Source organism: Ensifer sp. (assembly GCF_035999185.1).
GTDB lineage: Bacteria > Pseudomonadota > Alphaproteobacteria > Rhizobiales > Rhizobiaceae > Ensifer.
Genome location: NZ_DASYHB010000060.1, coordinates 21,201 through 45,008, shown reverse-complemented (window position 1 = coordinate 45,008; position 23,808 = coordinate 21,201). Strand labels below are relative to the sequence as shown.

The 23,808-nt window shown below is 62.7% G+C and carries 24 protein-coding genes and 5 pseudogenes; 17 read left to right on the top strand and 12 right to left on the bottom strand.

The window, feature by feature from the left end:
* Positions 1 to 577: pseudogene (locus VGO04_RS06520) on the bottom strand (transposase family protein); the annotation flags it as partial.
* Between the two features lie 192 nt (positions 578 to 769).
* On the opposite strand from VGO04_RS06520, the gene VGO04_RS06515 reads away from it, so the two are divergent.
* The 4 genes from VGO04_RS06515 (at position 770) to istB (ending at position 4,477) form a co-directional block, all read left to right on the top strand.
* Positions 770 to 982, top strand: a complete 213-nt coding sequence (locus VGO04_RS06515; RefSeq protein ID WP_327495142.1) for a hypothetical protein — start codon at positions 770 to 772, stop codon at positions 980 to 982.
* 117 nt (positions 983 to 1,099) lie between these two features.
* Positions 1,100 to 1,759 carry an amidohydrolase family protein gene (locus VGO04_RS06510; RefSeq protein WP_327495143.1) on the top strand — a complete coding sequence of 220 codons (660 nt, stop codon included), beginning with the start codon at positions 1,100 to 1,102 and terminating at the stop codon, positions 1,757 to 1,759.
* Positions 1,760 to 2,249: 490 nt separating this feature from the next.
* Complete coding sequence (gene istA / locus VGO04_RS06505; RefSeq protein ID WP_327495141.1) at positions 2,250 to 3,749, top strand: IS21 family transposase; 1,500 nt, start codon at positions 2,250 to 2,252, stop codon at positions 3,747 to 3,749.
* Entirely contained in the window at positions 3,749 to 4,477 is a 729-nt protein-coding gene (gene istB, locus VGO04_RS06500; protein ID WP_151612119.1) for an IS21-like element helper ATPase IstB, read from the top strand. The genes istA and istB overlap by 1 nt, the downstream gene beginning before the upstream one ends.
* Before the next feature lie 526 nt (positions 4,478 to 5,003).
* Here the strand turns inward: istB and VGO04_RS06495 are convergent.
* The 3 genes from VGO04_RS06495 to VGO04_RS06485 are packed head-to-tail and all read right to left on the bottom strand — an operon-like array spanning position 5,004 to position 9,667.
* Entirely contained in the window at positions 5,004 to 6,983 is a 1,980-nt protein-coding gene (locus VGO04_RS06495; RefSeq protein ID WP_327495140.1) for a cellulose synthase catalytic subunit, read from the bottom strand.
* 4 nt (positions 6,984 to 6,987) lie between these two features.
* Entirely contained in the window at positions 6,988 to 8,229 is a 1,242-nt protein-coding gene (locus VGO04_RS06490; protein ID WP_327495139.1) for a hypothetical protein, read from the bottom strand.
* 4 nt (positions 8,230 to 8,233) lie between these two features.
* The gene (locus VGO04_RS06485) at positions 8,234 to 9,667 is read right to left on the bottom strand and encodes an HlyD family efflux transporter periplasmic adaptor subunit (protein WP_327495138.1); all 1,434 of its coding nucleotides are present in this window, start codon (positions 9,665 to 9,667) and stop codon (positions 8,234 to 8,236) included.
* A gap of 427 nt (positions 9,668 to 10,094) precedes the next feature.
* Between VGO04_RS06485 and VGO04_RS32935 the strand changes: the two are divergent.
* The 3 genes and pseudogenes from VGO04_RS32935 to VGO04_RS06475 all read left to right on the top strand — a co-directional run.
* Positions 10,095 to 10,268: pseudogene (locus tag VGO04_RS32935) on the top strand (LysR family transcriptional regulator); the annotation flags it as partial.
* A 49-nt stretch (positions 10,269 to 10,317) separates the two neighbouring features.
* Positions 10,318 to 10,629 (top strand): LysR substrate-binding domain-containing protein, encoded by a 312-nt coding sequence (locus tag VGO04_RS06480; RefSeq protein WP_327495137.1) that lies wholly within the window; start codon positions 10,318 to 10,320, stop codon positions 10,627 to 10,629.
* 88 nt (positions 10,630 to 10,717) lie between these two features.
* A pseudogene (locus VGO04_RS06475) lies at positions 10,718 to 10,816 on the top strand (CoA-transferase); the annotation flags it as partial.
* 137 nt (positions 10,817 to 10,953) lie between these two features.
* Here VGO04_RS06475 and VGO04_RS06470 read toward each other — a convergent pair.
* Positions 10,954 to 11,312: pseudogene (locus tag VGO04_RS06470) on the bottom strand (aldehyde dehydrogenase family protein); the annotation flags it as partial.
* Positions 11,313 to 11,318: 6 nt separating this feature from the next.
* Between VGO04_RS06470 and nusG the strand changes: the two are divergent.
* Positions 11,319 to 11,753 carry a hypothetical protein gene (gene nusG / locus VGO04_RS06465; protein ID WP_327495144.1) on the top strand — a complete coding sequence of 145 codons (435 nt, stop codon included), beginning with the start codon at positions 11,319 to 11,321 and terminating at the stop codon, positions 11,751 to 11,753.
* Between the two features lie 44 nt (positions 11,754 to 11,797).
* Positions 11,798 to 12,046, top strand: a complete 249-nt coding sequence (locus tag VGO04_RS06460) for a hypothetical protein (protein WP_327495136.1) — start codon at positions 11,798 to 11,800, stop codon at positions 12,044 to 12,046.
* 179 nt (positions 12,047 to 12,225) lie between these two features.
* On the opposite strand, the gene VGO04_RS06455 is transcribed toward VGO04_RS06460, so the two are convergent.
* The 5 genes and pseudogenes from VGO04_RS06455 to VGO04_RS06435 all read right to left on the bottom strand — a co-directional run bounded on the left by VGO04_RS06455 (position 12,226) and on the right by VGO04_RS06435 (position 14,582).
* Positions 12,226 to 12,510: a hypothetical protein gene (locus VGO04_RS06455; protein WP_327495135.1), complete on the bottom strand. Its 285-nt coding sequence runs from the start codon at positions 12,508 to 12,510 to the stop codon at positions 12,226 to 12,228.
* A gap of 93 nt (positions 12,511 to 12,603) precedes the next feature.
* Complete coding sequence (locus VGO04_RS06450) at positions 12,604 to 13,080, bottom strand: hypothetical protein (RefSeq protein ID WP_327495134.1); 477 nt, start codon at positions 13,078 to 13,080, stop codon at positions 12,604 to 12,606.
* 300 nt (positions 13,081 to 13,380) lie between these two features.
* Complete coding sequence (locus VGO04_RS06445; RefSeq protein WP_327495133.1) at positions 13,381 to 13,548, bottom strand: hypothetical protein; 168 nt, start codon at positions 13,546 to 13,548, stop codon at positions 13,381 to 13,383.
* Between the two features lie 277 nt (positions 13,549 to 13,825).
* A pseudogene (locus VGO04_RS06440) lies at positions 13,826 to 13,979 on the bottom strand (IS630 family transposase); the annotation flags it as partial.
* A gap of 312 nt (positions 13,980 to 14,291) precedes the next feature.
* The gene (locus tag VGO04_RS06435) at positions 14,292 to 14,582 is read right to left on the bottom strand and encodes a DUF982 domain-containing protein (RefSeq protein ID WP_327495132.1); all 291 of its coding nucleotides are present in this window, start codon (positions 14,580 to 14,582) and stop codon (positions 14,292 to 14,294) included.
* Between the two features lie 233 nt (positions 14,583 to 14,815).
* On the opposite strand from VGO04_RS06435, the gene VGO04_RS06430 reads away from it, so the two are divergent.
* The 3 genes from VGO04_RS06430 (at position 14,816) to VGO04_RS06420 (ending at position 15,993) form a co-directional block, all read left to right on the top strand.
* Positions 14,816 to 14,995 (top strand): hypothetical protein, encoded by a 180-nt coding sequence (locus VGO04_RS06430; RefSeq protein WP_327495131.1) that lies wholly within the window; start codon positions 14,816 to 14,818, stop codon positions 14,993 to 14,995.
* Entirely contained in the window at positions 14,992 to 15,420 is a 429-nt protein-coding gene (locus VGO04_RS06425) for a hypothetical protein (RefSeq protein WP_327495130.1), read from the top strand. Before VGO04_RS06430 ends, VGO04_RS06425 begins: the two co-directional genes overlap by 4 nt.
* 393 nt (positions 15,421 to 15,813) lie before the next feature.
* Positions 15,814 to 15,993: a hypothetical protein gene (locus VGO04_RS06420; RefSeq protein ID WP_206734954.1), complete on the top strand. Its 180-nt coding sequence runs from the start codon at positions 15,814 to 15,816 to the stop codon at positions 15,991 to 15,993.
* 101 nt (positions 15,994 to 16,094) lie between these two features.
* Here VGO04_RS06420 and VGO04_RS06415 read toward each other — a convergent pair whose 3' ends face one another.
* Positions 16,095 to 16,628 carry a YybH family protein gene (locus VGO04_RS06415; RefSeq protein ID WP_327495129.1) on the bottom strand — a complete coding sequence of 178 codons (534 nt, stop codon included), beginning with the start codon at positions 16,626 to 16,628 and terminating at the stop codon, positions 16,095 to 16,097.
* 103 nt (positions 16,629 to 16,731) lie between these two features.
* Here VGO04_RS06415 and VGO04_RS06410 point away from each other — a divergent pair, with 103 nt between their 5' ends.
* Positions 16,732 to 17,670 (top strand): LysR family transcriptional regulator, encoded by a 939-nt coding sequence (locus tag VGO04_RS06410; protein ID WP_327495128.1) that lies wholly within the window; start codon positions 16,732 to 16,734, stop codon positions 17,668 to 17,670.
* Between the two features lie 219 nt (positions 17,671 to 17,889).
* Here the strand turns inward: VGO04_RS06410 and VGO04_RS06405 are convergent, their stop codons facing one another.
* Positions 17,890 to 19,479, bottom strand: a complete 1,590-nt coding sequence (locus VGO04_RS06405) for a winged helix-turn-helix domain-containing tetratricopeptide repeat protein (RefSeq protein WP_327495126.1) — start codon at positions 19,477 to 19,479, stop codon at positions 17,890 to 17,892.
* A 236-nt stretch (positions 19,480 to 19,715) separates the two neighbouring features.
* Between VGO04_RS06405 and VGO04_RS06400 the strand changes: the two genes are divergently transcribed.
* From VGO04_RS06400 to VGO04_RS06385, 4 genes are all read left to right on the top strand, one after another.
* Complete coding sequence (locus VGO04_RS06400) at positions 19,716 to 20,480, top strand: SDR family oxidoreductase (RefSeq protein WP_327495125.1); 765 nt, start codon at positions 19,716 to 19,718, stop codon at positions 20,478 to 20,480.
* Positions 20,481 to 20,543: 63 nt separating this feature from the next.
* On the top strand, positions 20,544 to 20,957 hold the full coding sequence (locus VGO04_RS06395) for a cupin domain-containing protein (RefSeq protein ID WP_327495124.1): 414 nt from the start codon (positions 20,544 to 20,546) through the stop codon (positions 20,955 to 20,957).
* 83 nt (positions 20,958 to 21,040) lie between these two features.
* Positions 21,041 to 22,135, top strand: coding sequence for an HlyD family secretion protein (locus tag VGO04_RS06390; protein ID WP_327495123.1), 1,095 nt, complete (start codon positions 21,041 to 21,043; stop codon positions 22,133 to 22,135).
* Complete coding sequence (locus tag VGO04_RS06385; RefSeq protein ID WP_327495122.1) at positions 22,132 to 23,727, top strand: MFS transporter; 1,596 nt, start codon at positions 22,132 to 22,134, stop codon at positions 23,725 to 23,727. The genes VGO04_RS06390 and VGO04_RS06385 overlap by 4 nt, the downstream gene beginning before the upstream one ends.
* The last annotated feature ends 81 nt before the right edge of the window (positions 23,728 to 23,808 follow it).

Sequence of the window (23,808 nt, the reverse complement as noted above, 5' to 3'; positions counted from 1 at the left end):
CTGGCTCTCGATCCGGAAGCAGAACCACCGGCCGACGGCGCTCAAGATCGCAGACGATCGTGCCGTAGCGATGATTGCGTCGCCAGGCGAAATCGTCGATGCCGATCACGCGTAGCGGCTCGCTCGGCGCCCTTGCGCGCTATCGTACCACGCGCAGCAGCGTATCGTTGCTAACGGGCAGCATCATCCTCGCGGCAAAACTCACTCCAGGTCGGCCGCCGAGGGCGAGGCCGAGATGCTGGACGATATGATCAAGACGATCAGTTCGGCGTGCTCGTGGCGCAAGGATGCGGTCACCAAAGCGCTCTGCGAAGATCTGGCGGCCGCATAGGACCGCATCGCACCGAAAGCGCCGGACGACAACGTGGAGTTCGACCCGTCGACCGCTCAGCGGCAGATCCTTTGCCCGCCGGAAATACCGGCTCTGGATCCGCTGCGAGAATGCCCCGCAGTCAGGGCATGGACAGGATCTGACGGCGGACCGGGCTCGGACAACGACACGATCCCCTTCGATCGCGATGCCGTCGACGACAAGACCTGCGGGAACCAAACTGGCCGGGCGAAATCGCTGCTTCATCATGCTGATTCCTTCTGGAAACCAGCGTCAGAACAGCCCCAACCTGCAGCGAAACTGAGTCAGACCCAACATTGGACGCCGATCGGGGGGCAACTTTGCGCGCCGTTTGACAGCCAACCTCAAGGTCTCCGACATCGACAGCGCCCGCATGCTGATCAAGGTCGAGCAAGGCAAGGGCGGAAAAAGAACGCGATGTCATGCTCACGCCCGACCTGCTCGACCTCCTGCCCCAAAGGTGGCGGGTGGGGCTGGCTCTTCCCCGGCCAGCAGCCGGGCCAGCCGATCACGACTCGCCAGCTCAAATGGGCCTGCCATGCCGCGGCCGTTGCGGCGAAGCGCGACAAGCGCGTCTCGATGCACACGCTGCGGTACAGCTTCGCGCCGCATCTGCTCGTGCTAAGATGAGTCGGTAAGAGAAGAGGGGGAAAGGCGAATGTTGCGCCTGAGGCGGCCGACGAGGTCGAGGCGGCCCAGAAGCGTGGCACACGTGTCTACGCCGAGACCTGCTCGCAGTATCTCGTCATAACGGCGAAGCACGCCAATACGCCAGGCTACGAGGCAGCGAAGTTTGTCTTCGCGCCGGCGCCGCGAGAGAGCGACAAGGTCGGCTCCTTGTGGAACTACATCCAGCGCGGCGTATTGTCAGTCGTCACTTCCGACCATTCACCGCTCAGCTACGACGACCCGCATGGCAAGAAGGCAAACGGGCCCGATCCGACTATCGACGAGGTGCCGAACGGCGTGCCCTGCGTCGAATCGCGGATGTCCATTCTGTTTTCGGAAGGTGTCGCAAAGGGTCGCATCGATGCGTCGACATTTGTAGCGCTGACCTCGACCAACGCAGCCAAGATGTTCGGTCTGTATCCCAAGAAAGGCACGATCGCGGTCGGGTCGGACGCCGACATCGTGATATGGGATCCCAATCTCACCTATGTGGTCCGCAATCAGGACCTTCACCACGCTGTCGACTTCACCCCCTTCGAGGGCATGGCCCTCACGGGCAAGGCGATCACGACCATACTGCGCGGTCAGGTCGTCTGGGATCGCGGAACTTTCCTCGGCCAAGAGCGGCAAGGCCGCTGGGTGCCGCGCGAACCCTATTCATGGCTGCAACCGACCGGACACTTTCCGAGCGGCTATGACCCGTTCACCCAACGGATCACACACGCTGATCTACTTTGACAATCATCCGGACCGGCGCGACATAGCGCTGGCCGGCTGCATCATTGAGATCGTGGCTCGCAAGATGTTGCAGCTGCACCAAGCGACGACCTGAACCTAGCATCGAGCGCTTGGTCGGCAGCGTCGGCTTCGAGAGCCCAGCAGGAACTCCCTGCCCGCCGGCCAAGGATTACTACGTACCTACCGCGCGGGCAGAGAATGCGGTGAATGACTTGGCTCAATCGGTCTCGGGAGAACGCCGCGCGTGCCTAGGGCTGGACAATGTGCATGTCAGGGCTGGGATGCCCGCTTCCCGGCGACGGACCAATGTCTGCAAATGGCGCAAATTTCTCTTGCACGACCGAGCGACTTTTTTGGCGCACCGTGGCAGTGGCTGTGTTTCGGCGTGCAAGCTTGACCCCGTGAGGCAGGGGATCGGCGTCCAACTTTGACCCCCTTGAGCCGGTTTCGGTGAGACTGTCCGTCCTGGTTTCGGATGGGCGGGCGGGGGATGAAGGGCGTGGATACGATTGCGCGGATCCGGCGCGAGTTTTCGATCCGCGGGAAGACGATCAAGGAGATCGCCCGCGAACTGCATGTTTCTCGGAACACGGTTCGGAAGGTGCTGCGCTCGGGCGCGACGTCGTTCGAGTATGAGCGGAAGGTTCAGCCGCAGCCGAAGATAGGGCCCTGGCGTCCTGAGCTGGATCGGCTGCTGATTGCGAACGACGGCAGGCCGGCGCGCGAGCGCCTGACGCTGATCCGGCTCTTCGAAGAGCTGCGGGATCTCGGCTACGAGGGCGGATACGATGCCGTTCGTCGCTATGCGCGAGGCTGGCTCCGCGAACAATCCGCCGTCACGGCCGACGCCTATGTGCCTTTGAGCTTTGCGCCCGGCGAAGCCTACCAGTTCGACTGGAGCCACGAGATCGTCGTCATCAATGGCGCCACGACCCAGGTGAAGGTGGCGCATGTCCGGCTTTGTCACTCGCGCATGCTGTTCGTGCGGGCCTATCCGCGCGAGAGCCAGGAGATGGTCTTCGATGCCCATGACCGGGCCTTCGCCTTCTTCAAGGGAGCCTGCACGCGCGGCATCTACGACAACATGAAGACCGCGGTGGAGACGATCTTCGTCGGCAAGGAGCGGGCCTATAATCGCCGCTTCCAGCAGATGTGCAGCCATTACCTGATCGATCCCGTCGCCTGCACGCCGGCCTCGGGCTGGGAGAAGGGGCAGGTCGAGAACCAGGTCGGGCTCGTGCGCGAGCGCTTCTTCGCCCCGCGCCTGCGGGTCAAGAACTACGACGAGTTGAACGCCTGGCTGCTGGACCAGGTGCTTCGCTACGCCAAGGCCCACCGCCATCCGGAGCACAGTAACCGCACGATCTGGGAGATGTTCGAAGCCGAGCGCCCGAGCCTGGTGCCTTACGCGGGGCGGTTCGACGGCTTCCACTCACTGCCAGCCTCGGTGTCGAAGACCTGTCTCGTGCGCTTCGACAACAACAAGTACTCGGTCATCGCGAGTGCGGTCGGGCGCCCCGTCGAGATCCGCGCCTATGCCGATCGGATCGAGTTGCGCCAGGACGGGCGTATCGTCGGCGAGCATCCCCGCTGCTATGGCCGCGACCAGACTATCTACGATCCCTGGCACTATGTCCCGGTACTGGCTCGCAAGCCGGGCGCGCTGCGGAACGGAGCGCCCTTCAAGGACTGGGTCTTGCCCGGTGCGATCGACCGGGTCCGGCGCAAGCTCGCGGCCGTTCAAGACGGCGATCGGCAGATGGTCGAGATCCTGACCGCGGTGCTCAGCGACGGGTTGCCCGCCGTCGAAGCCGCCTGCGCGGACGCTCTGCGGCAAGGCGTCCACTCCGCCGACGTGATCATCAACATCCTGGCCCGGCGCCGCGAGCCGACGGCAGCGATCACGATCATGACGCCCGATGCCTTGCGCCTGCGCCATGAGCCCGCCGCCGATTGTGCCCGCTACGACAGCCTCAGGAGAGCCGTGTGATGGAACGCTCGGAGATTCTTGCCACTATGGGCGAGCTCAAGCTCTATGGCATGAAGGCCGCCTTCGACGAGATCATCGCCTCGGCGGTGAAGCGCCAGCACGAGCCGCAGCGCGTCGTCGGCGATTTGCTCGCCGCCGAGATCGCCGAGAAGCAGGCCCGTTCGATCAAGTATCAGATCACCATCGCCAAGCTGCCGCTCGCCAAGGATGTCGCAGACTTCGCCTTCGACGGAACCCCGATCAACGAGACCCTCGTTCATGATCTCGCCGGCGGCAACTTCCTGGCGCACCAGCGCAACGTTGTCCTCGTCGGCGGGACCGGGACCGGCAAGACCCATCTCGCCATCGCGATCGCCCGGGCATGCATCCGTGCCGGTGCTCGCGGCCGCTTCTTCAACGTCGTCGACCTCGTCAACAAGCTCGAGGCCGAAGCCCGCGCCGGCCGCCAGGGCCGCATGGCCGACTATCTCGCCCGCATGGACTTCATCGTCCTCGACGAACTCGGCTACCTGCCCTTTGCCCAGTCCGGCGGACAACTGCTCTTCCACCTGGTCAGCAGGCTCTACGAGCAGAGCTCCGTCATCGTCACGACGAACCTCGCCTTCGGTGAGTGGCCGTCCGTCTTCGGCGACGCCAAGATGACCACCGCGCTCCTCGACCGGCTCACCCATCACTGCGACATCGTCGAGACCGGCAACGAGAGCTGGCGCTTCAAGAACAGGCTCTGAGTTCCCCGCACACCACCGATCCGGAGCCGGCGCGACTGCGCAACCCAGACCAGCTCCGCCGCGCCGCCTCCTCGCCGCGAAGCATACTCAAGGGGTCAACATTGGACGCCGATCGGGGGGCAACTTTGCGCGCCGTTTGACACAGTGGCATTCTTGTCCTGCCAGCGTTGAATGATGCTCCGCACCTACCTGACGTCCTTCATCGTCAAGCGCAGCCAGTTTCCGTCGGCAGGGCCATGTAGGTCCGCGTTCGGCTGAGCCAGGTCGCCCGGACGCCGAGGTTGTAGTTCAGATACAACCGACTGTCGACGATCATCGCGCCCGCGGTGTCTGTTAGTGAGGGTAGAGCAAAGTGAGCTTGGTGCAGCCATACAGGCGGCCATGGGCCATCATCAGATGGGCGGCTCCCGGCTAGCTGCGCTGCTCTTATAGTGGTTCCGCGATGATCGCCGCCCAGTTTAGACCATCAAGTGGAAGACGTCCTGCATTCACTTCGCGTCGGGCGTTGAAGCCGTGGCCGACAAACTCAGCTCTGGCGAATGCCGAAAGCCCGCCTGTAAAGTCCGCTGAACGCGCCGTTGATGTCCGCCGTCGCGGCGATATTGGTCCTTGGACCAGAGAATAGCTGGACCACCAATTGGCGATGCTCGTTAGGCTCCGGATGCAGCACGAACTCGCGGATGTCGCCCGCCCCGCCGCGCGCCGAGGCTGCGACCCAGCCGATATTGGGAATGAGAATCCGAAAGTGGGTCGCCGTCTTGATCCCATCGCTCTCGCCGTCAAAGCGCAGCCGCGCCAGGCGGGTCGAAAGATCGACCAACGTGCAGGCGCTGAAACGTCCGTCGTGCCAGATGAAGCTGCCGGCTTCGATTGCAAAGCGTTCTTCCTCTCGGGGCAGTTCGAAGCAGATGAGGAATGCCACGAATGTCATGAACATTGAGAAGCCCGCCCATAACAGGTTGAAGAAATCGATTGGAGAGATCTCGCTCGATGAGTAGGGGCTGATATAGGCCCAGACGACACTGATCGCCGACAGCAGCGTCATGCTGCCGAAGACGGCAGCCATCTTCCAGCGGACGACCATCAGCGAGCGGTCGCCGCCCTTGTCGGTCACCTTGAAAGGCCGCCCGAAGGGCCGGATCATCGCCGAGATCAGAGTGACCGTTATCGCCAGAGCGGTGATCGTATGCGTCACCTCCATGAAAATCGGTAACGTCCGGGCTCGTGAGACCCAGCCATTATAGGCCCACAGCGCGATCAACGCCGGAAGGCCGTAGCGTAAAAAGGTCAGGTAATCGGCCTCGAACGCCGGCAGGCCCGCAAACCAGTAGATCGCCGGGGCGATCAGCATCAACACGATGAACGGCTTGCAGAACCAGTTCAGCAGCCCATGGACGAACTGCAGGCGCTGTATAAAGCTGTATCCGGCCCCGAAGATCGGCCCGTCCTTCAGCAGCGCCACCTGGATGGTGCCGAGGCACCAGCGCATCCGCTGTGAGATGTATTCCGGCAGGCCTTCGGCGGAGAGCCCGACGCTTAGGCGCTCGTTGAGCCAATGCGTGCGATAGCCTTTTCGCATCAGTGTGTAGCTTAGATTGAGGTCTTCGCAGATCGCCTCGTCGGGGAAGCCGCCGATCAGTTCCAGCCGGTCGCGCCGCACCAGAAACGAAGTGCCGACGCAGAAGGCGCAGCCCCAGGCATCCTTCGCGGGCTGGAAGACATCGAAGAAGATGCGCTGATCATCGACCCAGCTGCGCTGCACCATCAGATTATGCTGGATCGGGTCGGCATTATAGAAGAACTGCGGCGTCTGGACGACCGCGGCCTTCGGATCGTGGAACAGCCCCACCATCCGCGTGAGGATGTTGGGCTGCGGCGCGAAATCGGCGTCGAGCACGAGAATGAGCGGTGCGTTGGTCTCAAGGGATGTGGCGCGCAAGGCATTGTTCAGGTTGCCGGCCTTGGCACCATGATTGTTCGCGCGTTTCAGGTAGCGAGCGCCGACCTCTGCGCAGAGCTGCTCGACCCATGGGCGACGCGTATCATCGAGAACCCAGACGGTCTTGGGTCCGTAATCGATCGCCAGGGCTAGCAGAATCGATTTCTCGAGAACTTCGATCGGCTCATTATAGGTGCAGATGAAGATGTCGACCGCGGGCCAGCGGTTGAGCGAATTTCGGAGTTCGAGCGCGATGTCCGCTTCCGGCGAACGATCGATCCGCCGCAGCAGGATCATGATGGACAGAAGCGTGTAGAGGATCGCGATGAACTCGCAGGCGAAGAAAACGGTCGGCCATAGGCGCTCGACTGCTGTGCCGGCCTCAGGCAACGTGTCGGTCCAGCGCCAGATCGTATAGATCACGATCAACCCTGCCGTAACCGCCGAGAACAGGATGCGGTCGAGCATCCGTTCGGGCTTGAGCAGGAGACATAGCAGATAAAACCCGAGAATGACTCCGAGATCGAATATCAGGACCGTGACGACGTCGCTGGGGGGCGCAAACATCGACCTACCTGAACCGCCGTGAGACAAAGGGATTCCAGCGGTTCGCGGCCAGCGCCGCCCAGGCGGTGGCGCCCAAATGAGGCCGCCGAAAATAGAAGAAGTCCTCGCTCGTGCTGCCCGGCCCGATCCTTAGCCCGGTCGTCAACCGCTCCTCGCGCGTCGCGTAAAGCCAGCCGGAGGGGGCGAGCTCGGCAGTAAGGCCATTCAACAGCTCATTGGCACGCGTCCGCTGCCCGACGACCTGGTAGGTCAAGGCTGCCTGCGCTGTCCCTTCGACCCAAAGGCCGTCTCGGTCCTCGTTGAAATCGAACCCGCCGGCGACCGTCATGCGCGTCTCGGCGCAGGCCAGCGCTCGCCGCCAGGCCGGCGGGCCGTCCGGGACTGCAAGGACCGGCCAGAGCTGCGTATCCAGCGCAAGGCGAACCGACCCGTTCATGCGCCCGTCGGGCTCCCGGCCCAGCGCAAAGCAGCCGGGCTGCTCTAGAAAGGCCTCGTCCAGGAAGGCTCGCGATGAGCGCATCAGACCGATGAAGCGCTGGTCGCCCGTGGCGCGGCCATACCAGAGCGCCGCCGCGTAGACGTCGAGATTGTGCTCGGTAGATTTCCAGGCTAGCCGCGTCTGCACAGGATCGAACCCGTCGACACCGCCGGTCACCCCCGCCCCAGCCGTGCCCCCCGTATGAACCTTGACCCAATCCATCAGCGTTCTTGTTGCCGCCAGGTAACGCGCGTCGTCGGTCGTGTCTGCCAGCGTCAGGAGCGCCAGCGCGACCCAGGCGACGTTTCCAGTAGCCGTGCCGTTCTGATAGCCATCTTCCGCCCAGCCCTTGATCGCGGGTTCCCACCAGCCTGGAAGCAGCGAGACCGATTGCACAATGCCCGCCCGGTATGCATTGCGGATCCGTCCATCGCGAAAGCTGCGATCATGGTCGATGGCGTGGAGAAACGCCTCGCCGATGCGGCGCCCCTGATCGAGCGCGCCACAGGATACCAGCGCAATGACGGCAAGCGCATTGTCGTAGGAAAAGGCCGAGCTTCGCAACGGCAGCGGCAATGCGCTTTCCGATGGCCCCGGCCGGTAGCTCGCCAGAAAGACGGGCTGACCGTCCTTCGAGGCTGCATCGACCGCTGTAGCCAAAGAGCGGCAAATCGGCTGGCCGAGCGCGTGGCGATTCTCCAGCTCCTCGGCCGTCGTCGTCAGGCTCGCCACCGTCAGGACAATCACCAGTCCCGCACAGCGAAACATGGCTTTAGTCTGTCGTCCTGTTGCGCAAGACCGGCGCGGCCACCGCCTCGCCTCCGCCGAAGATGCCGCTGATCGAATTGGAGAGCGACCGCCAGACCACCGAGTTGGACGGCACCCATCCGTTCACGCGTGTCACCGTGACCCACTGTCCGACATTGCAGGCCGTCGCTACCGCGCGCCCGGACCTCTCCGCGGGCTGGCCCTCGACCGGATCGGGCGCGATCAACACATAGAGTTCGCGACGCTCGGTCTGCGGAAACGGCACCGCATATTGCTGGTCCGTCTTCTCGCTGGTTTTCGGCAAGACCTCGCGCACCGTTCCGAAGCGCTTGCCGAGGCGATCCCCCTCGATGCGTAGACGGCGCCCGACACCAAGATTCTGCGCCTGGCGATAGGAGAAGATGGCCACAACGAAGGCTTCCTCGCAGCGGACGACCGACGCCAGCGCATCTCCGGCATTGACGTGACGGCCGACAGTTGCTCCGATGGCGAGGATTTCCCCGCTGCTCTGTGCCGCGACCGACATGCCGGACAAGCTCGCAAGGCGCGCCCGCTCCGCATACAGAAGTTTTTGCTGGTCCACGAGGCTGGCTTCCAATTCAGTATGCTCGATCTTCAACCGCTCGGCATCGAAGCCGACGTCGCGTGTCTTCTGCGCCAGAGTCGCCAGGCCGACCAGTTCGTCGCCGACGAAGATACTCTTGGACAGCGCTTCCAGTTGGATCATCTTCTGGTTCAGCTTCGCGGTCTCGGCATCCTTCTGGAACAGGGCTGCTCGGTATTGCTGCTCGCTGGGCTTCAGCACCTGCGCGCTCGCGACATTGCGGGCGACGAGCTCGGTCTGGCGATCGACAACCGATTTCTTCTCCAGTCCCGATGAGATCGAAGCCGATAGTTTGGCTTTCAGCTCGATGATCTGTTGATTGAATATGTTGGTCAGTTGCTCCTTCTCGGACGCGATGGCCCGATCGAGCGTCGCCAGATAGGTGAGGTTGGAGTGATATTTTCGCTGAGCGGAGAGGCTGCGTTCGCGCGTCTCGGCCATCTTGCTTTCAAGTTGGATCAGCGTGGTGCGATCGACACGTGAATTCGAGATCGTGGCGACGACAGCGCCACTCTGCAACTCCTCTCCCGCCCGAACGCGTATCGAGTCGATCGTGCCGGAGATAGGCGCGGTCAGCAAAGAAATCGGGGCGTTGATCACTGCCCGATCGGATTGGTCGGCGACAACTGGCGGCAGCGCGGCCGTCAGCATCAGAATCGCTAGAATTCCTGCCACAACTAAGCTGAATGCCTTCAGTAAATTGGAATAATTATCTCGACGCAAGCGTTTAATTATCGAAAAATGCATAATACTAATTTTATCAGTTTTCGATTTTACAATATCAAAAGCAACGCGTTTCGCGGTTTCGAAATCACTAGATTGAAAGTGAAGCATGCCGCGCCCCTGCCAATCAGAGAAAAAACGTCAGGCATCGAGATAAAGCATCATGCTGCACCGCAACAATTGCACGATGCCTGCATTGCGCGATGCAAGCAAGGCAATATTTTAACCAAACATTAACGTTTGTGCCTAAACAAGCTGCTTCCGCGTGTTCATCCGTGTCAATTTTGTTGCCCGAAGGGGTGGGATTGCTCGCGCTCGGAAACTCATTGCGCGCGTCACTGTGTGGGTCAGCTTTCGGGCAACCACCAAATGTCCGGTTGTGGCGCATCTTCGAGTTCGGTACGCGCACGTGAAGACGACGAGAGCGGTGTAAGCCGAAAAGGCTTGAGAACCTCGCCGCTCGACTTGGACGGCCGGGGCTTATTGACGATAGTGCCGTTCCGCACCCGCGACAGGGTCCCTACGGCTGGTCTTTCACATGCAGCTTCGACATCTGCGTTACTTCGTGAGCATCGTCGACGCGGGCAGTTTCTCGCGTGCAGCCACGCTGATCCATGTCGCGCAGCCCACCCTCAGCCAGCAGATCGCGGAGCTTGAGGAGAAGCTCGGACTAAGCCTGCTGCAGCGCAGCGCCCGTGGCGTCCGCCCGACGGCCGTGGGAGAGACGCTCTACCGTCAGGCCACACTGATCCTGAAGCAAGATGGAGCAACTGCCGGGCATCGTGCGCTCCAGCAGCGGCGAGGTGGTCGGCGCTGTCGGGCTCGGCATGTCATCGACCCTGGCGGCAAGCCTCGCAGGCCGGATCGTGGATGCTTGCAAGGCCCGTCTGCCGAACGTCACCCTCAAGCTCTCTGTCGCCGACAGCCAGACGATCCGGTCGCGGGTCGAGGCCCAGGCGCTCGATATGGCTCCGGTCTTCGAAGACGAGATGGTGCCAACTTTCGCCGGCCGCTTGCCGGCGCGGGGCGATGCGGGCGAGGACAATGCCGAATTCTACCGTCAGTTCGTGTAAAAATCGTTGGCAGCCAGCCTTTCTCGTACTGTTACCGAAGCAGGAGGACGGTTGCCCTGCGCAGCACACTATCGGAGAGATGAAATCGATGCAGAAGGTTTTTCCTAACGCCAAGGCGGCTCTCGCCGGCGCCATCAAGGACGGCATAACGATCATGGCCGGCGGCTTCGGGCTCTGCGGCATCCCCTCGGCAACGTGTTTAGTGCTCGTCAGCTCGCCCGGTTCGGCAAGGTGGCGGCATGACCACCGGCCGCATCGTCCCGGGACTCCGCGCCGATCAAATCCCAGCCGGCCATGAAGCCCCGCGGCAAATTATGGTGATGATTAGGGCTTGATGTACCATCCCAGGGATTTTTGCCTTCGAAACGCGTGATCTGCTTTGTTTGTAGATAGTTGAGCAAACCCTAGCGGCCGAGTTCGCGCCCAATCCCGGACTGCCTGTACCCGCCCCATGGGGCCTCGGTGAATGTGGGTTGGGAGCTGTTGATCCATACGATGCCGGCTCTAAGGGCCGATGTCACTCGCTCGACGTCGTCCGACATCACCGCGGCGGCGAGGCCGAACCGCGTGTCGTTCGCGAGCCGCACCGCCTCGGCCTCGTCGCAGAACGGGCGCAGGCAAACGACCGGGCCGAAGACCTCCTCTCGCCAGATCTCGCTGTCCAGCGACGCGTCGGTTACGATAAGTTGGTGACCGTCGGCGCGCGGACGTCGTTCGAGGGCGACATCGCGACCTTCACCCGGTACCTGTTCGCGTCCGGGCCTTTGCTGACCGGGCAAAGGGAGAGCCATCCCTTGATCGTCAAGGGGCGGCCGATCAGCAGCGTGTTCGACATTGATGGCAGCCAGGAGATCGCCAGCAACAGGCGTGGCTGGGTCCGCGTACCGAACCCGGTGCTGCGTTCCATCGCCGATTATCAGAACCAGGTCGCGCCCACGAATCCGAAGGGGCCGAAGCCAAAGTTCTGCCCGGGTGACGAAGCAATCATCATCGACGGGCCGTTCATGGCGTTCCAGGCGACGATCGTCGAAGCGATCGGCGTTCACAATGCGAAGGTGATGATCCGGTCGTTTGGAAAAGAAATCGCTGCCACAATGAGCGTTTCGGCATTGCGAGTGGCTTGAACTCGACTATGTTCTTCTCCAGACACTCCGTACTGGAGGTTCAAATGTCGATCCTGAAGTCTGAGTTGGCCTCGCGTACGAAAGGCTCGATGGCCGAGAATGAAGACTGGTGGTACCTCTGCTACGACACGGAAGATCGGCAGTTCTTCGTGGAGCACGAGTGGATCCATATGAAGTCGAAGGGCCACCCGACCGAAAGTGGCAGCGAGCGGTTCGAGGCTTCGAAGTATGCCGGCGTAGGAGCCGAGAGCCTAGAGCGAGCAAAGGCGAGCTTGCTCAAAGAGGCAGGATAGCACAATAGGAAAATTTGGGATTGCGCGAGCCCTCGGGTCGTGCGATGTCAGATTCATGGTTTGTTCGGCGCGTGTGCTCGCTTCGGCTGATGCTCCCCGAACCCCGTGCCAAGATCTGGCTAGTGAGGGCTTGTCCCTGAAATTCCCCTTCCTGAGGTGAGCGCGGATGTACCGCCATCTCATGGTGCAGAAGCCCGGTCCTTGTGATCCGGCTTTTTGCTGCGGCCTGCCGACATGGGTTCATCGACGGTTTCGATGTCCGGCATTTGGACACAGCATCTCGCTGAGAGGGCCGCCGCAACCTTCAACAGATCGATATGTCCCTCGACAAACACGTCGCGCATGCCGGCGTGATCGCAGACCACCGGCACAGATGGCCCGGCACAATCGAACTGCCTGCGGATCTCGACATAGATCGCATTAGCTAACCTAGCGAGATGCTGGTTCGAATCTTGCTCGCCCATTGTAGAAAACTCGGATCGGAGGCGCCGATGGTGCCCTTCGCCCATAAGATGGGGGCTGGCATCCCGTCTGCAACGGCGGAAACATAGTCGCTGTTAATCCCAGTCCTTTTCATTCGAAGCCGATCGTTTGGATAGGCCGAGAATTCTCAAGATGCTCGACAGCAGGCTGTCTGCCGGAATCGGCAATGGCGACCCGCCAGCTTCGGAGATCGCGGCCGCGACTTCCTTGTGTGTATTGGCGACGAACTGCCTCTTTCCGTTGATGAGCAATGCCGAGAGCGCACCGTTCACTTTCTGACTTGGCACGAGCCGAAGTGGCCCTGACGCCGTTTCGGCATTGAACCACACCGGATTGCCATCGAGGAGCGTGAGAGCGGCGAGCGTAGGGAGTTGCGCCTTCACGGCCTCAGCCACGTATTCTGGAAGCTCTATGACGAGCATTGGCTCTACCCAGTCGATGCGGGTCTTGGCCTTCGGATCCCCGTCATTTGGGATAGCGTGGCGAATGCGGGCAACCCTTCGAGCTTCCAATTCGACCTTGGGGCCGTCGGACAGCGTCAGGCTAATCATCGTCTCTCCCGTCCCCACCGCGACGTTACGTAAGCTCGGGGAGGTTAGCCATTCCGGCCTTCGTGTAAATGCCGGCACCTCACACTTTTAGATCTCGCAAACCATGATTCAACGCATTTTATGGACTTCGGGAACGGTCTGGCCGCGCTCGGGATTGCTCAGCCGTCACGGAGGCCCGACCCCCATGTTCCATTACTTCTCCATCGATGCTTGGCTTTGTTATGCAGCGCTGGCGCTAGTCGGCCTTATGGGCGTGATCGCCACACGCGGTCCGTTCCTGCTCTGATTGCTCTACTGATTTCACTCGGGAAGTTTCCAGCCTTCCAGCCGAAAGCGGTTCTCGAGTTGCTCAATCAGTGGCGTGAGCTTGTCGCCTTCCGCGTGCCGGTCACAGAGGTAATGAACCATCCTCATCCTCCTGGCCGCCGTCAGTTTCTTCGCCAGGGCTAACTTCGGATCGTCAGGCATCGTGGATCCCCTTGTTTCCTAAAGCCGCGAGTTGAGCAGGTGCCTGTCCTCTCCAATCCGAAACATGAGCGCTTCGCTCAAGAACTGGCCAAGGGTTCGAGCGCCTCTGCCGCCTATGTGGTGGCCGGCTACTCAAAAAGCGAGACGCCTCTCGCCTGAGTGGGAATGACAAGGTCCGCTCCCGCGCGGGCTGCCGGGTGACCCGCCCGCTCTTCGGTGTCGGAGACTGGACGGCGTCACTCAACGGACCGACGCGCAGAACGCGACGCGCTCACCCGAACGCAACTCGTCGGGTCTTCACCAGGTTTGCCGCAGCGCGCGCCACGTCGGGCTGCTCCTGCTCCAGTGCATGGGCAGACTTTTTTGAACGTCCAGCCCCGCCGGCGAAGCCAGGCGCTCAGCGCGCTGCGATGGATGGTGACGCTGCGTTCGGCCAGATTTGTACGCTTCATTGAAACTAAGGCAGCGGCCAACCGCCGGGCTGGGGGAGCGCCGACCGGCCGCCACTCCGACCATGCGAAGGTGGAGCAGGTTGATCGTGCGCCGTCACCCTTAACGTACGGTAAGTTCGATTTCCGCGGTCAAGAAAGCAGCCACCACGCCGCCCGTATCAGGAATGCAGTCCAACAGGCGCACATGAGCAGCGTGCCTACTACAGTATAAAAGACGACGTCTCTGCGATACATCGCCAGCGCCTCCGTCATGACATAGGCATTCTGTTCATGGCTTGTTAGCGACGCAAACTAAATCGGCAATTGATCGTAAACAGAACCGGTGCGCGCGGTGGTTTTGACTGCCTCTCGCAGCCGCCCTGCTTCTTCCGCCGCGGCGATGAAGGCGATCCGCGCCTGATTTGAGGTCGCGCCGCCGCACATCGCATCGGCGCAAACTTGAACAGCAGAGTGCCACTTCGGTCCTTGGGCGGCCCACGTCAGCAACTGCTCCGCCGCGCCTTCGACCGTACTGACGACGATTGTCGGGTCAGGTCCGTCGCCTTCGACAGACACCGCCGGACTGAACCAGAGCCGAGCCATAAACTCTCCCTAGCCGGATTATTCGTCCTTCTTCGTGTTGCTCGTGCGCCATTAACGTTGGCAGTAAGGTCAAACAGAAATCAGATCGATAGACGCCATGGGTGTCAACCGAGAACACCCAAGAATGATTGTGAATGCCCCTGAATGACTTGGCGTGACTTGGAATAACTGGGTGAATTTCATGTATTTTTCTGGATATTCCGCTATCATGTCCTCCAGTAATGGAGGCCATGATGCATTCCAGTCGAGGCAAGAGAACCGAGCAACTGACGCTCGCTGCCGACCCCGAACTTCGCCGCGCCATCGAGGTCGAAGCAGCCCGTCGCGATACGTCGCTCTCCAGCACGGTCCGGGTGCTGATCCGAACTGCGCTTGCCGCTCAGGCCGCCAACATCCAGGCGACGACGCGATGAGCGGGACCGTTCACGAGTTCCCGCTTCGCAAAGTTGCCGAGGACGGACAGCAGACGGAGGCGCTTGCTCTGCCGACGCATCTTCATGCGGTCGATCTGATCCTGAACGTCGAGCGCATCCGCGTCGCGGCCGACAACCTGCAACATCTTCTCCGGCTCTCGCCGGACTGCACGGCCGCCAACCAGCAAATGCTCGGCCAGATCCTCGACGGTTGGGTCGTGGCCGATGGCGCGAACTCCGCGCTCGCGTCGATCCTCGAATGCAAAGGTCAAGCCCGATGGTTTTCCCACCAACGCCGTTGCGCATCCCTAACTATGACCACGGACTACAGTGCCGAGAGTCGCGCCATGGAGGGGCTCGGGCAGACACTCGGCAACCTGATCCGGAACTTGCAGAAGCAGCAGAAGGAAGCGGCCGAGCGCTAGCACCTTCGCCCAGCCCTTCCGCTCGGTCGCAGCGCCGGAGAAGCGCGGCGACCCGATCGTCCTAGGCGTCATGCCAGGGCCAGCGCCGTTGCCAGCAGCACGATGGACGGACGACGGTTGCCGGCAGATCAGCCAAGGCGTCCACTTCTGCATCGGTCATGCTTAGCACGAAATCGAATCCGGAGTGCCATCAGGCCAATGGAGGCGCAGGGGGGCTTCCCGAACGCATGCGCGCTGGTTGCATAGGCATAAGGAAAATGTCCGTCCTCTGGCAGGCATGCGATGTCTGGTTAGGGCGCGAGCTGGCAGTTGACCTCGGCAGATGGCGGTCAAATTCATCGCGTTGGTGATATGGAGTAGATCCTCAGGTGTGAGACGCTGCAGGAGTGGATTGTGACTGAGCGATTTGAACGGCACCGCCAACCCTGGACCTCTGAGGAGCTTCAGAAGCTGAAATTGCTGGCTGGAAAGGGCATGGCCCTGAAGGCGATTGCGAAAGCAATGACGCGTAGCGAAGAGTCCATAAAAGATCGGGCGAAGCTCGATGGCATCGGCATCGCCAAACTCCGCTAAAATAGGGGCTCTGGAGTGGCATCTCGCGTCAGAACCACACGCGTCCGCTCTCGGGAAAAGCGGCGACGTCCGCTTCTGGCGCAGCCCTCACAAGAACCGTCTCAGCTGCCTCGCGCGAGAGCCGCCGCTCGTTCCAACGCGATAGGTGGAACAAGAGGGTCAGCATGACGATGGGCCAGCCGCCATTCGGCGTAATCTCGTCGATAGACCAGGGTGACGCGCAACGGCCAGTCCTGCGCCGGCAAGCCACCGACCTCGGCGTGTGCATGCTCGATCAGAGCGAGAACCACCATGTCAGCCGAGCCGTAAGCCTGGATGACTTGCTGCTTGAGCTTGCCGTTCCTGAAGAACCGGCCGATGGCATTCCAGGTCTCTTCGTTGATGTCCGGTCCGCGAGATGGCTTCCCGCCGAAGGGGGACATCAACGTGAAATCGTCCGAGAGCGTGATCAGCGCCCGGTAGGCACCGACATCGCCACGCAACAGCGCAGCATTCGCCTCCTCCGATCGCTGCACCAGATCCGCCACCGCAGCGTCGATTGAAGCGTTCCCTTCCGATCGGGCTGCCCCAGCCAGAAGACATGGAAGCCCGGCGGCGCCGGCCGCAAAGACAAGTCCGCGTCGGGTGCTTTGCATGGGATTCTCCTGCAGGTTCTGTTCGAAGGCCAAAGTTGCTCTGGCTTCAGCAAGGAGGCTCGCAGCTTGAAGGTAATGAATCCAATGATATGATTTCAGCTAGATGCTGAATCAGATTGATCTATCTCGTATCGATCTCAACCTGCTGATCCTGTTCGAAACTGTCTTCGATCAGCGCCATGTGGGTCGTGCGGCCGTACGGCTCAGCCTTTCCCCATCCGCAGTCAGCCACGGGCTAGGTCGACTACGCCGTCTGCTCAATGATCCGCTTTTCATCAGAACGCCGAAGGGCGTTGTCCCAACCGACCGGGCGGTCGAACTCTCGGCATCGATCGCGGATGTGCTAGCGCGCGTGCGTGCCATCGTTTCGACGGCCGCACCCTTCGATCCAGCGACATCAACGCGCCGCTTCAGCATCGGCGCGCCTGACGGCGTCTCGGCGGTCTTTCTGCCGCCTCTGCTGCAAAGCCTGCGCGAGGACGCGCCCGGCCTCGATATCAGTGTGCGTCAGCTGCTGCCTTTGCAGGGGGAGACCGCTCCGGATCGAGCCTGGCGGGACGCTTTCATCGATCTGGAAACGCGGTCCCTAGACATCGCCATCATACCCAGCGACGACATTCCGGTCCGCTTCCATCAGCAGCTCCTCTATGAAGAAGACTTCGTGATCGCAATGCGTGGAGGAAACCCATTCGCCGAAGAGCCCACGCTGGAACGATACTGTCAGGCACAGCACCTCGTGGTCTCGCTGAGTGGCGACCCTTATGGTTTCGTCGACGAGGCTCTCGCCAGAATTGGGCGCTCCCGCAGGACCGCGCTGACCGTTCCGAACTTCATGTTCGCGCTCGCCACGCTTGCCGAGGGTGACCTGATCTCGGCGATACCGAGGCGGTTTGCGGCACTCCACGGCACGCGCTTTGGTGTGGTGAGCCTAGACGCGCCACTGCCTCTGCCCCGCTTTCGGCTCAATGCCGTCGCGCCTAACGCTGCAATTGCGGATGGGGGGATCGCATGGTTGCTGGACCGCTTGGGTAGCGCGGCGTAAGCGGAGCTCGTGCGGCCGAGTTTTAGGTTAGCTTTCGGGCAGAGGCTGAGAGTCAGCCTGTGGCGCACGGCCGAAGCCCTGGCGGGCAGAACGGCGTGCTTTGCGCGCGTTCGACCTTTCGTCAAGGACGTAGGCGCAAGCTCGTGTTCTGATCGGCGGCCGGAACACCACTCCGGCATTTGCTCGAAAAGATAAAGCCGCCGGAGCCAATGGGTCGCGTCACTCACGTAACCCGGCCAGCCGCAATCCCTCCGCGAACCGCGCGAGATCTTCCGAGCGATGGATCGGAAGCCAGTCTCTGAGGCTTGTTATGCGCATGGATGGATCGAGCGCACGCAGGCGTTCCATCGCCTGCTTCGCCTCATTGATGCGGCCGGAAAGCGCATGGCTCGCTGCCATTACGGCAGCCGCAGCGAGCAAGCTGGGAAGGTTTCCGGCGGCCTTCTCGGCCCAATCCACCGCGGAATCGAAGTGCCCAGCGAAGAAATGCGCCAGCGCCATTCCGACCTGCATCCTGAACATCTCGGGATCCAGCGGGCTCAGCCGAACCGCATGTCCGAAATGCTCGAATGCGGCGGTCGTTTCGCCATTTAGGGCCCTTAGGAAGCCGCCGAGGAACCAGGCGGGGGCCAGATTGGGGTTGAGGAGCACAGCCCTGTCGATAAGCGCGATGCCGCCATCGAGGTCGCCGGTGAAATGACCGAGCGCATGGCCGGCGCGTGTCAGGGCGACCGCATCATCCCGGCCGAATTCGACCGCCAGCCGCGCCAACCGCACGCCCTCGGCGATCTCGCGCGGACGATCAACCATCCAGCCATTGACCTTGCGCCACAGATGGCACCAGGCCGCCATGCCATAGGCCGATGCGAAGTCTGGATCGAGCTCTATGGCCTTGTAAAAGAGCGGCAGCGCCGCCTCGATCGCGTCCCTAGTGCCGTAGTGCAGCTTCGCCGTGCCGCGCAGGTAATAGTCGTAGGCGTCGAGGCTCTCCGTCGGCTTCCGTTTGGCGCGTTCGATCTCCGCGCGTTCAAGCTGCGGTGCGATCGCGCCGACAACGCTTTCGGCGATCCGGTCCTGCAATTCGAAAATGTCGTCGAGCGTACCTTCAAAGCGCTCCGCCCAGAGATGCGTTCCGGCGGTGGCATCGATGAGCTGCCCGGTGATGCGCACCTTGCTTCCGGATTTGCGGACGCTGCCTTCGAGGACGTAGCGCACGCCGAGCTCCCGACCGATCTCCTTCACATCCACTGCCCGGCCCTTGAAGGCGAAGCTTGAATTGCGCGCTATGACGAATAGCCAGCGGATGCGCGACAGGGCGGTGATGATGTCCTCCACCACGCCGTCGGCGAAATACTCCTGTTCAGGATCGCCGCTCAGATTCTGGAACGGCAGGACGGTGATGGAGGGCTTGACCGGTGGGAGCTGCGCGGAGAGCGGTTCCGTCGCCTTGATTGCGGCCCGTTCGAGGACGCTTGCTCCGATCGGCAGTCCTTCTTCCACAGCCTGGTCGACTTCGCCGACGAAGCGAAAACCCTTGCGGGCGATCGTCCGGATCAGGCGCTGCTCGTCGCCATTGTCGCCGATGGCCTTCCTGACCGCGTTGATGTGACTCGTGATCGTGGATTCGGAGACGATCCGGCCGCCCCACACCGCCTGCAGCAGCTCGTCCTTACTGACGACCCGGTCACGGTTCCTGACGAGATGCAGCAACAAGTCGAAGACCTGCGGCCCCACGGTCACGACCTGCGCGCGCAGGGTCAGTTCCCGGCGCTCGGGGTCGAGCACGTTATCTCCAAACGCGAATTGCACGTCGGTCGTCCCTTGGCCGAATACGGTCGTTTCGCTGACCGAGGCGGTTGGTCGAGAGTAATCCAAGACTGACAGCGCCCTGGCTCGCCCTTCTGCCGCAAGGCGTCATCTTGGACAAGAAACCAAGCTTCCTTGAAGGGCAATTCAAGCCCGCCGCAAGGACCTCCCGCGAGCGTCCGGGCACTCTCCAGCATGTCGGCGGCAATGGTTGCGGTCGGGAGAAACGGAGAAAGCCCATGAAGATCGTCGTCATTGGCGGCACCGGCCTCATCGGATCGAAGCTCGTGCAGAATCTCGGCGCGCGTGGCCATCAGGCGCTCGCGGCTGCGCCAAACACCGGCGTGAACACCATTACCCGCGAGGGCCTGGCAGAGGCGCTCGATGGAGCCGACGTCGTCGTCGACGTGGCGAATGCACCCGTCTGGGAAGACAAGGCCGTCCTCGACTTCTTCGAGACGTCGGGCCGCAACCTGCTGGCCGCGGAAGCCGCCGCCGACGTGCGCCACCATGTCGCCCTCTCGATCGTCGGCAGCGAGCGCCTGCCCGACAACGGCTATTTCCGGGCGAAGGTCGCCCAGGAAAACCTCATCAAGGCCTCCGGCATCCCCTACACCATCTTGCGTGCCACGCAGTTCTTCGAGTTCGTCGGCGCGATCGTCCAGTCGGCCATCGTGGACGAGGAGATTCGCCTGTCTCCGGCCCTGATCCAGCCGATGGCGTCGACCGACGTCGCGGCGGCACTCGCCGATGCCGCCCTCGCCCCGCCGGTGAACGGCACGATCGAAATCGCCGGTCCGGAAGCCATGCCGCTCGACGAACTGGGCCGGCGCTTCCTGCGGGCGACACAGGACCCCCGCAAGGTCGTTCCGGATATCCACGCGCGCTACTACGGCGGCATCCTCTCCGATCGCTCGCTCACGCCCGGCGAGAACCCGCGGATCGGCGCGATCCGTTTCGAGGAATGGCTCAGTCAGTCGAAGGCTCAGCCGGCCAGCCGCTAAGCGAAGGTCTCGCCTCCGATCCCCGGCGGCGAGTGATGGTCGCTGGCATCAAGGAGACTTGCCATGTTCACACGCCTATTGTCAGCTCTCGGGTTGACTGCGCTCGCGATCACCGCGGCCCCGGCCCAGGAGCGGCCCGCAGGCAAGATAACGACTGTGTTCGATCGCCCGCTTCCGCACGTGCCCGGCAAGAGCTTGCGGGGCGTGCTGGTCGAATACGGGCCGGGCGCCGGCTCGCCGGCCCACACGCACGCAAAATCGGCCTTCATCTATGCCACGGTCCTCGAGGGATCGGTCCGCAGCAGCGTCAACGGCGCGCCGGAAAAGGTCTACCAGGCTGGCGAAAACTGGGCTGAAGAGCCCGGTGCATTCCACGGCGTCAGCGCGAACGCCAGCGACACGAAGCCTGCTCGCATCCTGGCCGTGTTCGTCGTCGACATCGACGACACGGAGCTGACCAAGTTCGTCAAGAAATGAGCTGACCGAGCTCTCGCCCCGGCGATGGGCTCGCGGCTGCCCGCGCTGCATCGCAGCGGTCGGCCTTCAACGGGAGCAGGACCATGGACACCCTGGAAGAGAAGAGCATCGTTGTCACGGACGAAGGCTCCGGGAATGCCGCCCCTGCAACGCGGCCCAAGAAGCGAAAGATCGTCGGCGTGTTGCTGTGCCTCGGCGCGGTCGCGGCCGGCGCCGCCGGCTGGGCCAATGCCCGTTCGGGCGGCGAGGCGACCGACAACGCCTATCTGCGCGGGGATGTGACCTCGCTGGCGCCGAAGATCGCCGGCTACGTCACCGCGGTCGAGGTCGAGGACAACCAGGCGGTCAAGGCCGGCCACATCCTGTTCCGGATCGACGATTCCGATTATCGCGCGAAGCTCGCGCAGGCCGTCGCCAATGTTGAGGCGGCGCAGGCGCGCGTCACCAATGTCGATGCCGAAACCAAGCTCCAGCACGCTCTGGTCCGGCAGGCCGAGGCGCAGAAGCAGGCCGCCATCGCCGAATTGACCCTCGCCACACGGGCGCAGGGCCGACGTCGCGAACTCATCCGCAGCAATGCGGTGAGCCAGGCCCTGCTCGACGAAAGCGACGCGGCGCGCTCGCGGGCCGAGGCGAACCTGTCAGCGGTCTCGGCGACGATCGAGGCGCAGCAGCAGCGCATCGCCGTTCTGACCACGCAGCGCGAGGCGGCCGTTGCCGCCGTGGCGCAGACGCAGGCCGCGCGCGATCTTACCCAGATCGATCTCGACAGCACTGTCGTGCGCGCGCCGGTCAGCGGCGTCGTCGGCAACCGCCAGGTCCGGATCGGCCGGCTGGTCGCGCCGGGCGTCTCCCTGCTCGACATCGTCCCGGTCGACGATGTCTGGGTCGTGGCGAACTTCAAGGAAACCCAGCTCGAGCAGATCCGGCCCGGCCAGCAGGTCCGGATCACCGTCGACGGCTATCCGAACGAGGGGCTCCAGGGCATCGTCGACAGCTTCGCGCCCGGCAGCGGCTCCGCCTTCAGCCTGCTTCCGGCCGACAATGCGACTGGGAACTTCGTGCGCGTCGTCCAGCGCGTCCCGGTGAAGATCCGCTTCGTCGGCACCCCCTTGCCCGGCCGCCTCGTGCCCGGCCTGTCGGCGCGTGTCGAGATCGCTCCGCGAGGCAGCCCATGACCATGGCCCCCACCGCCATGCCGGACCGCAGCAGCACTGCGGCCGTGACCCTGCTCCTCACCGGCATCGTGCTCGCTGCGTTGACCGAGGCGATCGCTGGCACCGTCCTGTCGCTCGGACGCAGCGACATCATCGGCGACACCTCCGCCACGCCCGACGAGTTCGCCTGGCTCGACATCGGCTACATCACGTTCAAGTTCATCGGCTTCATGATCGCTCCCTGGCTGATGAACCGCATCTATCCACGCAGCGTGCTCGTCGCCGCGATCCTGGCCATGGGTCTGGTGTCGGGCATCGCCGCCATGACGGCCAGTCTCGACCTGCTGATCGCGCTTCGGATCGTCCAGGGTTTCTCCGGCGGCGCCCTGCTCGTCGCAGGCCAGGCGATCATCTTTCTGGGCTTCCCGCGCTCGTACCAGCCTCTGCTCCAGGGCCTGTTCGCGATGGGTGCCGTCGTCGCGCCCGGGACGCTCGCTCCGGCGCTTCAGGGCTGGCTGCTCGACGCCCAATCCTGGACCTGGATCTTCTTCAGCATCGTGCCGCTCTCCCTCACAGCTGCCGGGCTCCTCTTGATGGCGGACGGCCCGATGCACGCCAAACCCGAGCCCCGTCCGTTCGACTGGCTCGGCTTCGCGCTGATTTCGCTCACCTTCTTCTGCCTCACCTATGTGCTGACGCAGGGCAGTCGGTGGGACTGGTTCGAGGAGCCGCGCATCCTCTGGCTGACGGTGATCAGTGCCGCCGCTCTGCTGGCCTTCCTCACCCAGCAGGCCATGACCAAGGGCCGGGGCCTACTCGACTTTACTCTGTTCGGACCGAACGATTTTACCTTCGCATTCATCGTCAGCTTCGTCGCGGGCGCCGCGTTGTCCGGCAGTGCCTTCTTGATCCCGGCGTTCGCCGTCTCCGTCCTCGCCTTCACACCGAGCGAGGCCGGCGGGCTCCTGTTGCCCAGCGGCGCACCTTTCATCGGCGCGCTCCTCCTCGTCGCCCTGCTCGTGCAGTTCCGCCGCCTGCCGCCCTTCGCCACGGTGCCCTTCGGGATCCTGACCCTCATGGTCGCGATGTGGCTGCTCTCTGGCTCGACCAGCGAGAGTGGGGCGGACCAGATGATGACAGGGGTGCTACTGCGCGGCCTGGGCCTGGGCTTCCTGTTCCTGTCGATCACGCTGATCGGCTTCGGCCACCTCGACGACCGCAGGCTCGCCAGCGGCATCGGCCTCTTCAACACCGGCCGCCAATTCGGCGGCCTTATGGGGATTGCGGCGCTGCAGACGCTGATCGACCACCACACCGTCGCCAATCTCGCGGTCCTTGGTGCCAATGTCGCAGCGGGAAAGCCTGCCGTCATCGAACGATTGACGGCCACGGCAGCGATGTTGACGGCGAAGGGCATGGATGCGGCGGCGGCCAGCCGGGCAGCGGCGAGCCTGCTAGGCCGTGCCGTGACAGGTCAATCGACTGTGATCGCCTTCGACACGGCCTTCAACGTAGTAGCCCTGCTGTTCGTGGTCTCAGCCCCCGTGCTGGTCGCCATCAAGATCGGATTCGCCCGATACGCGAAGGCGCGTGCTGCTGTAGTTTACGGATAAGCGTCTCGTTTTCCGACGTCCGGTTTCGGGCATCCGGGGAATGTCAGGTTATGGCGCAGCGCGCCCGGACCAACGTCTGGC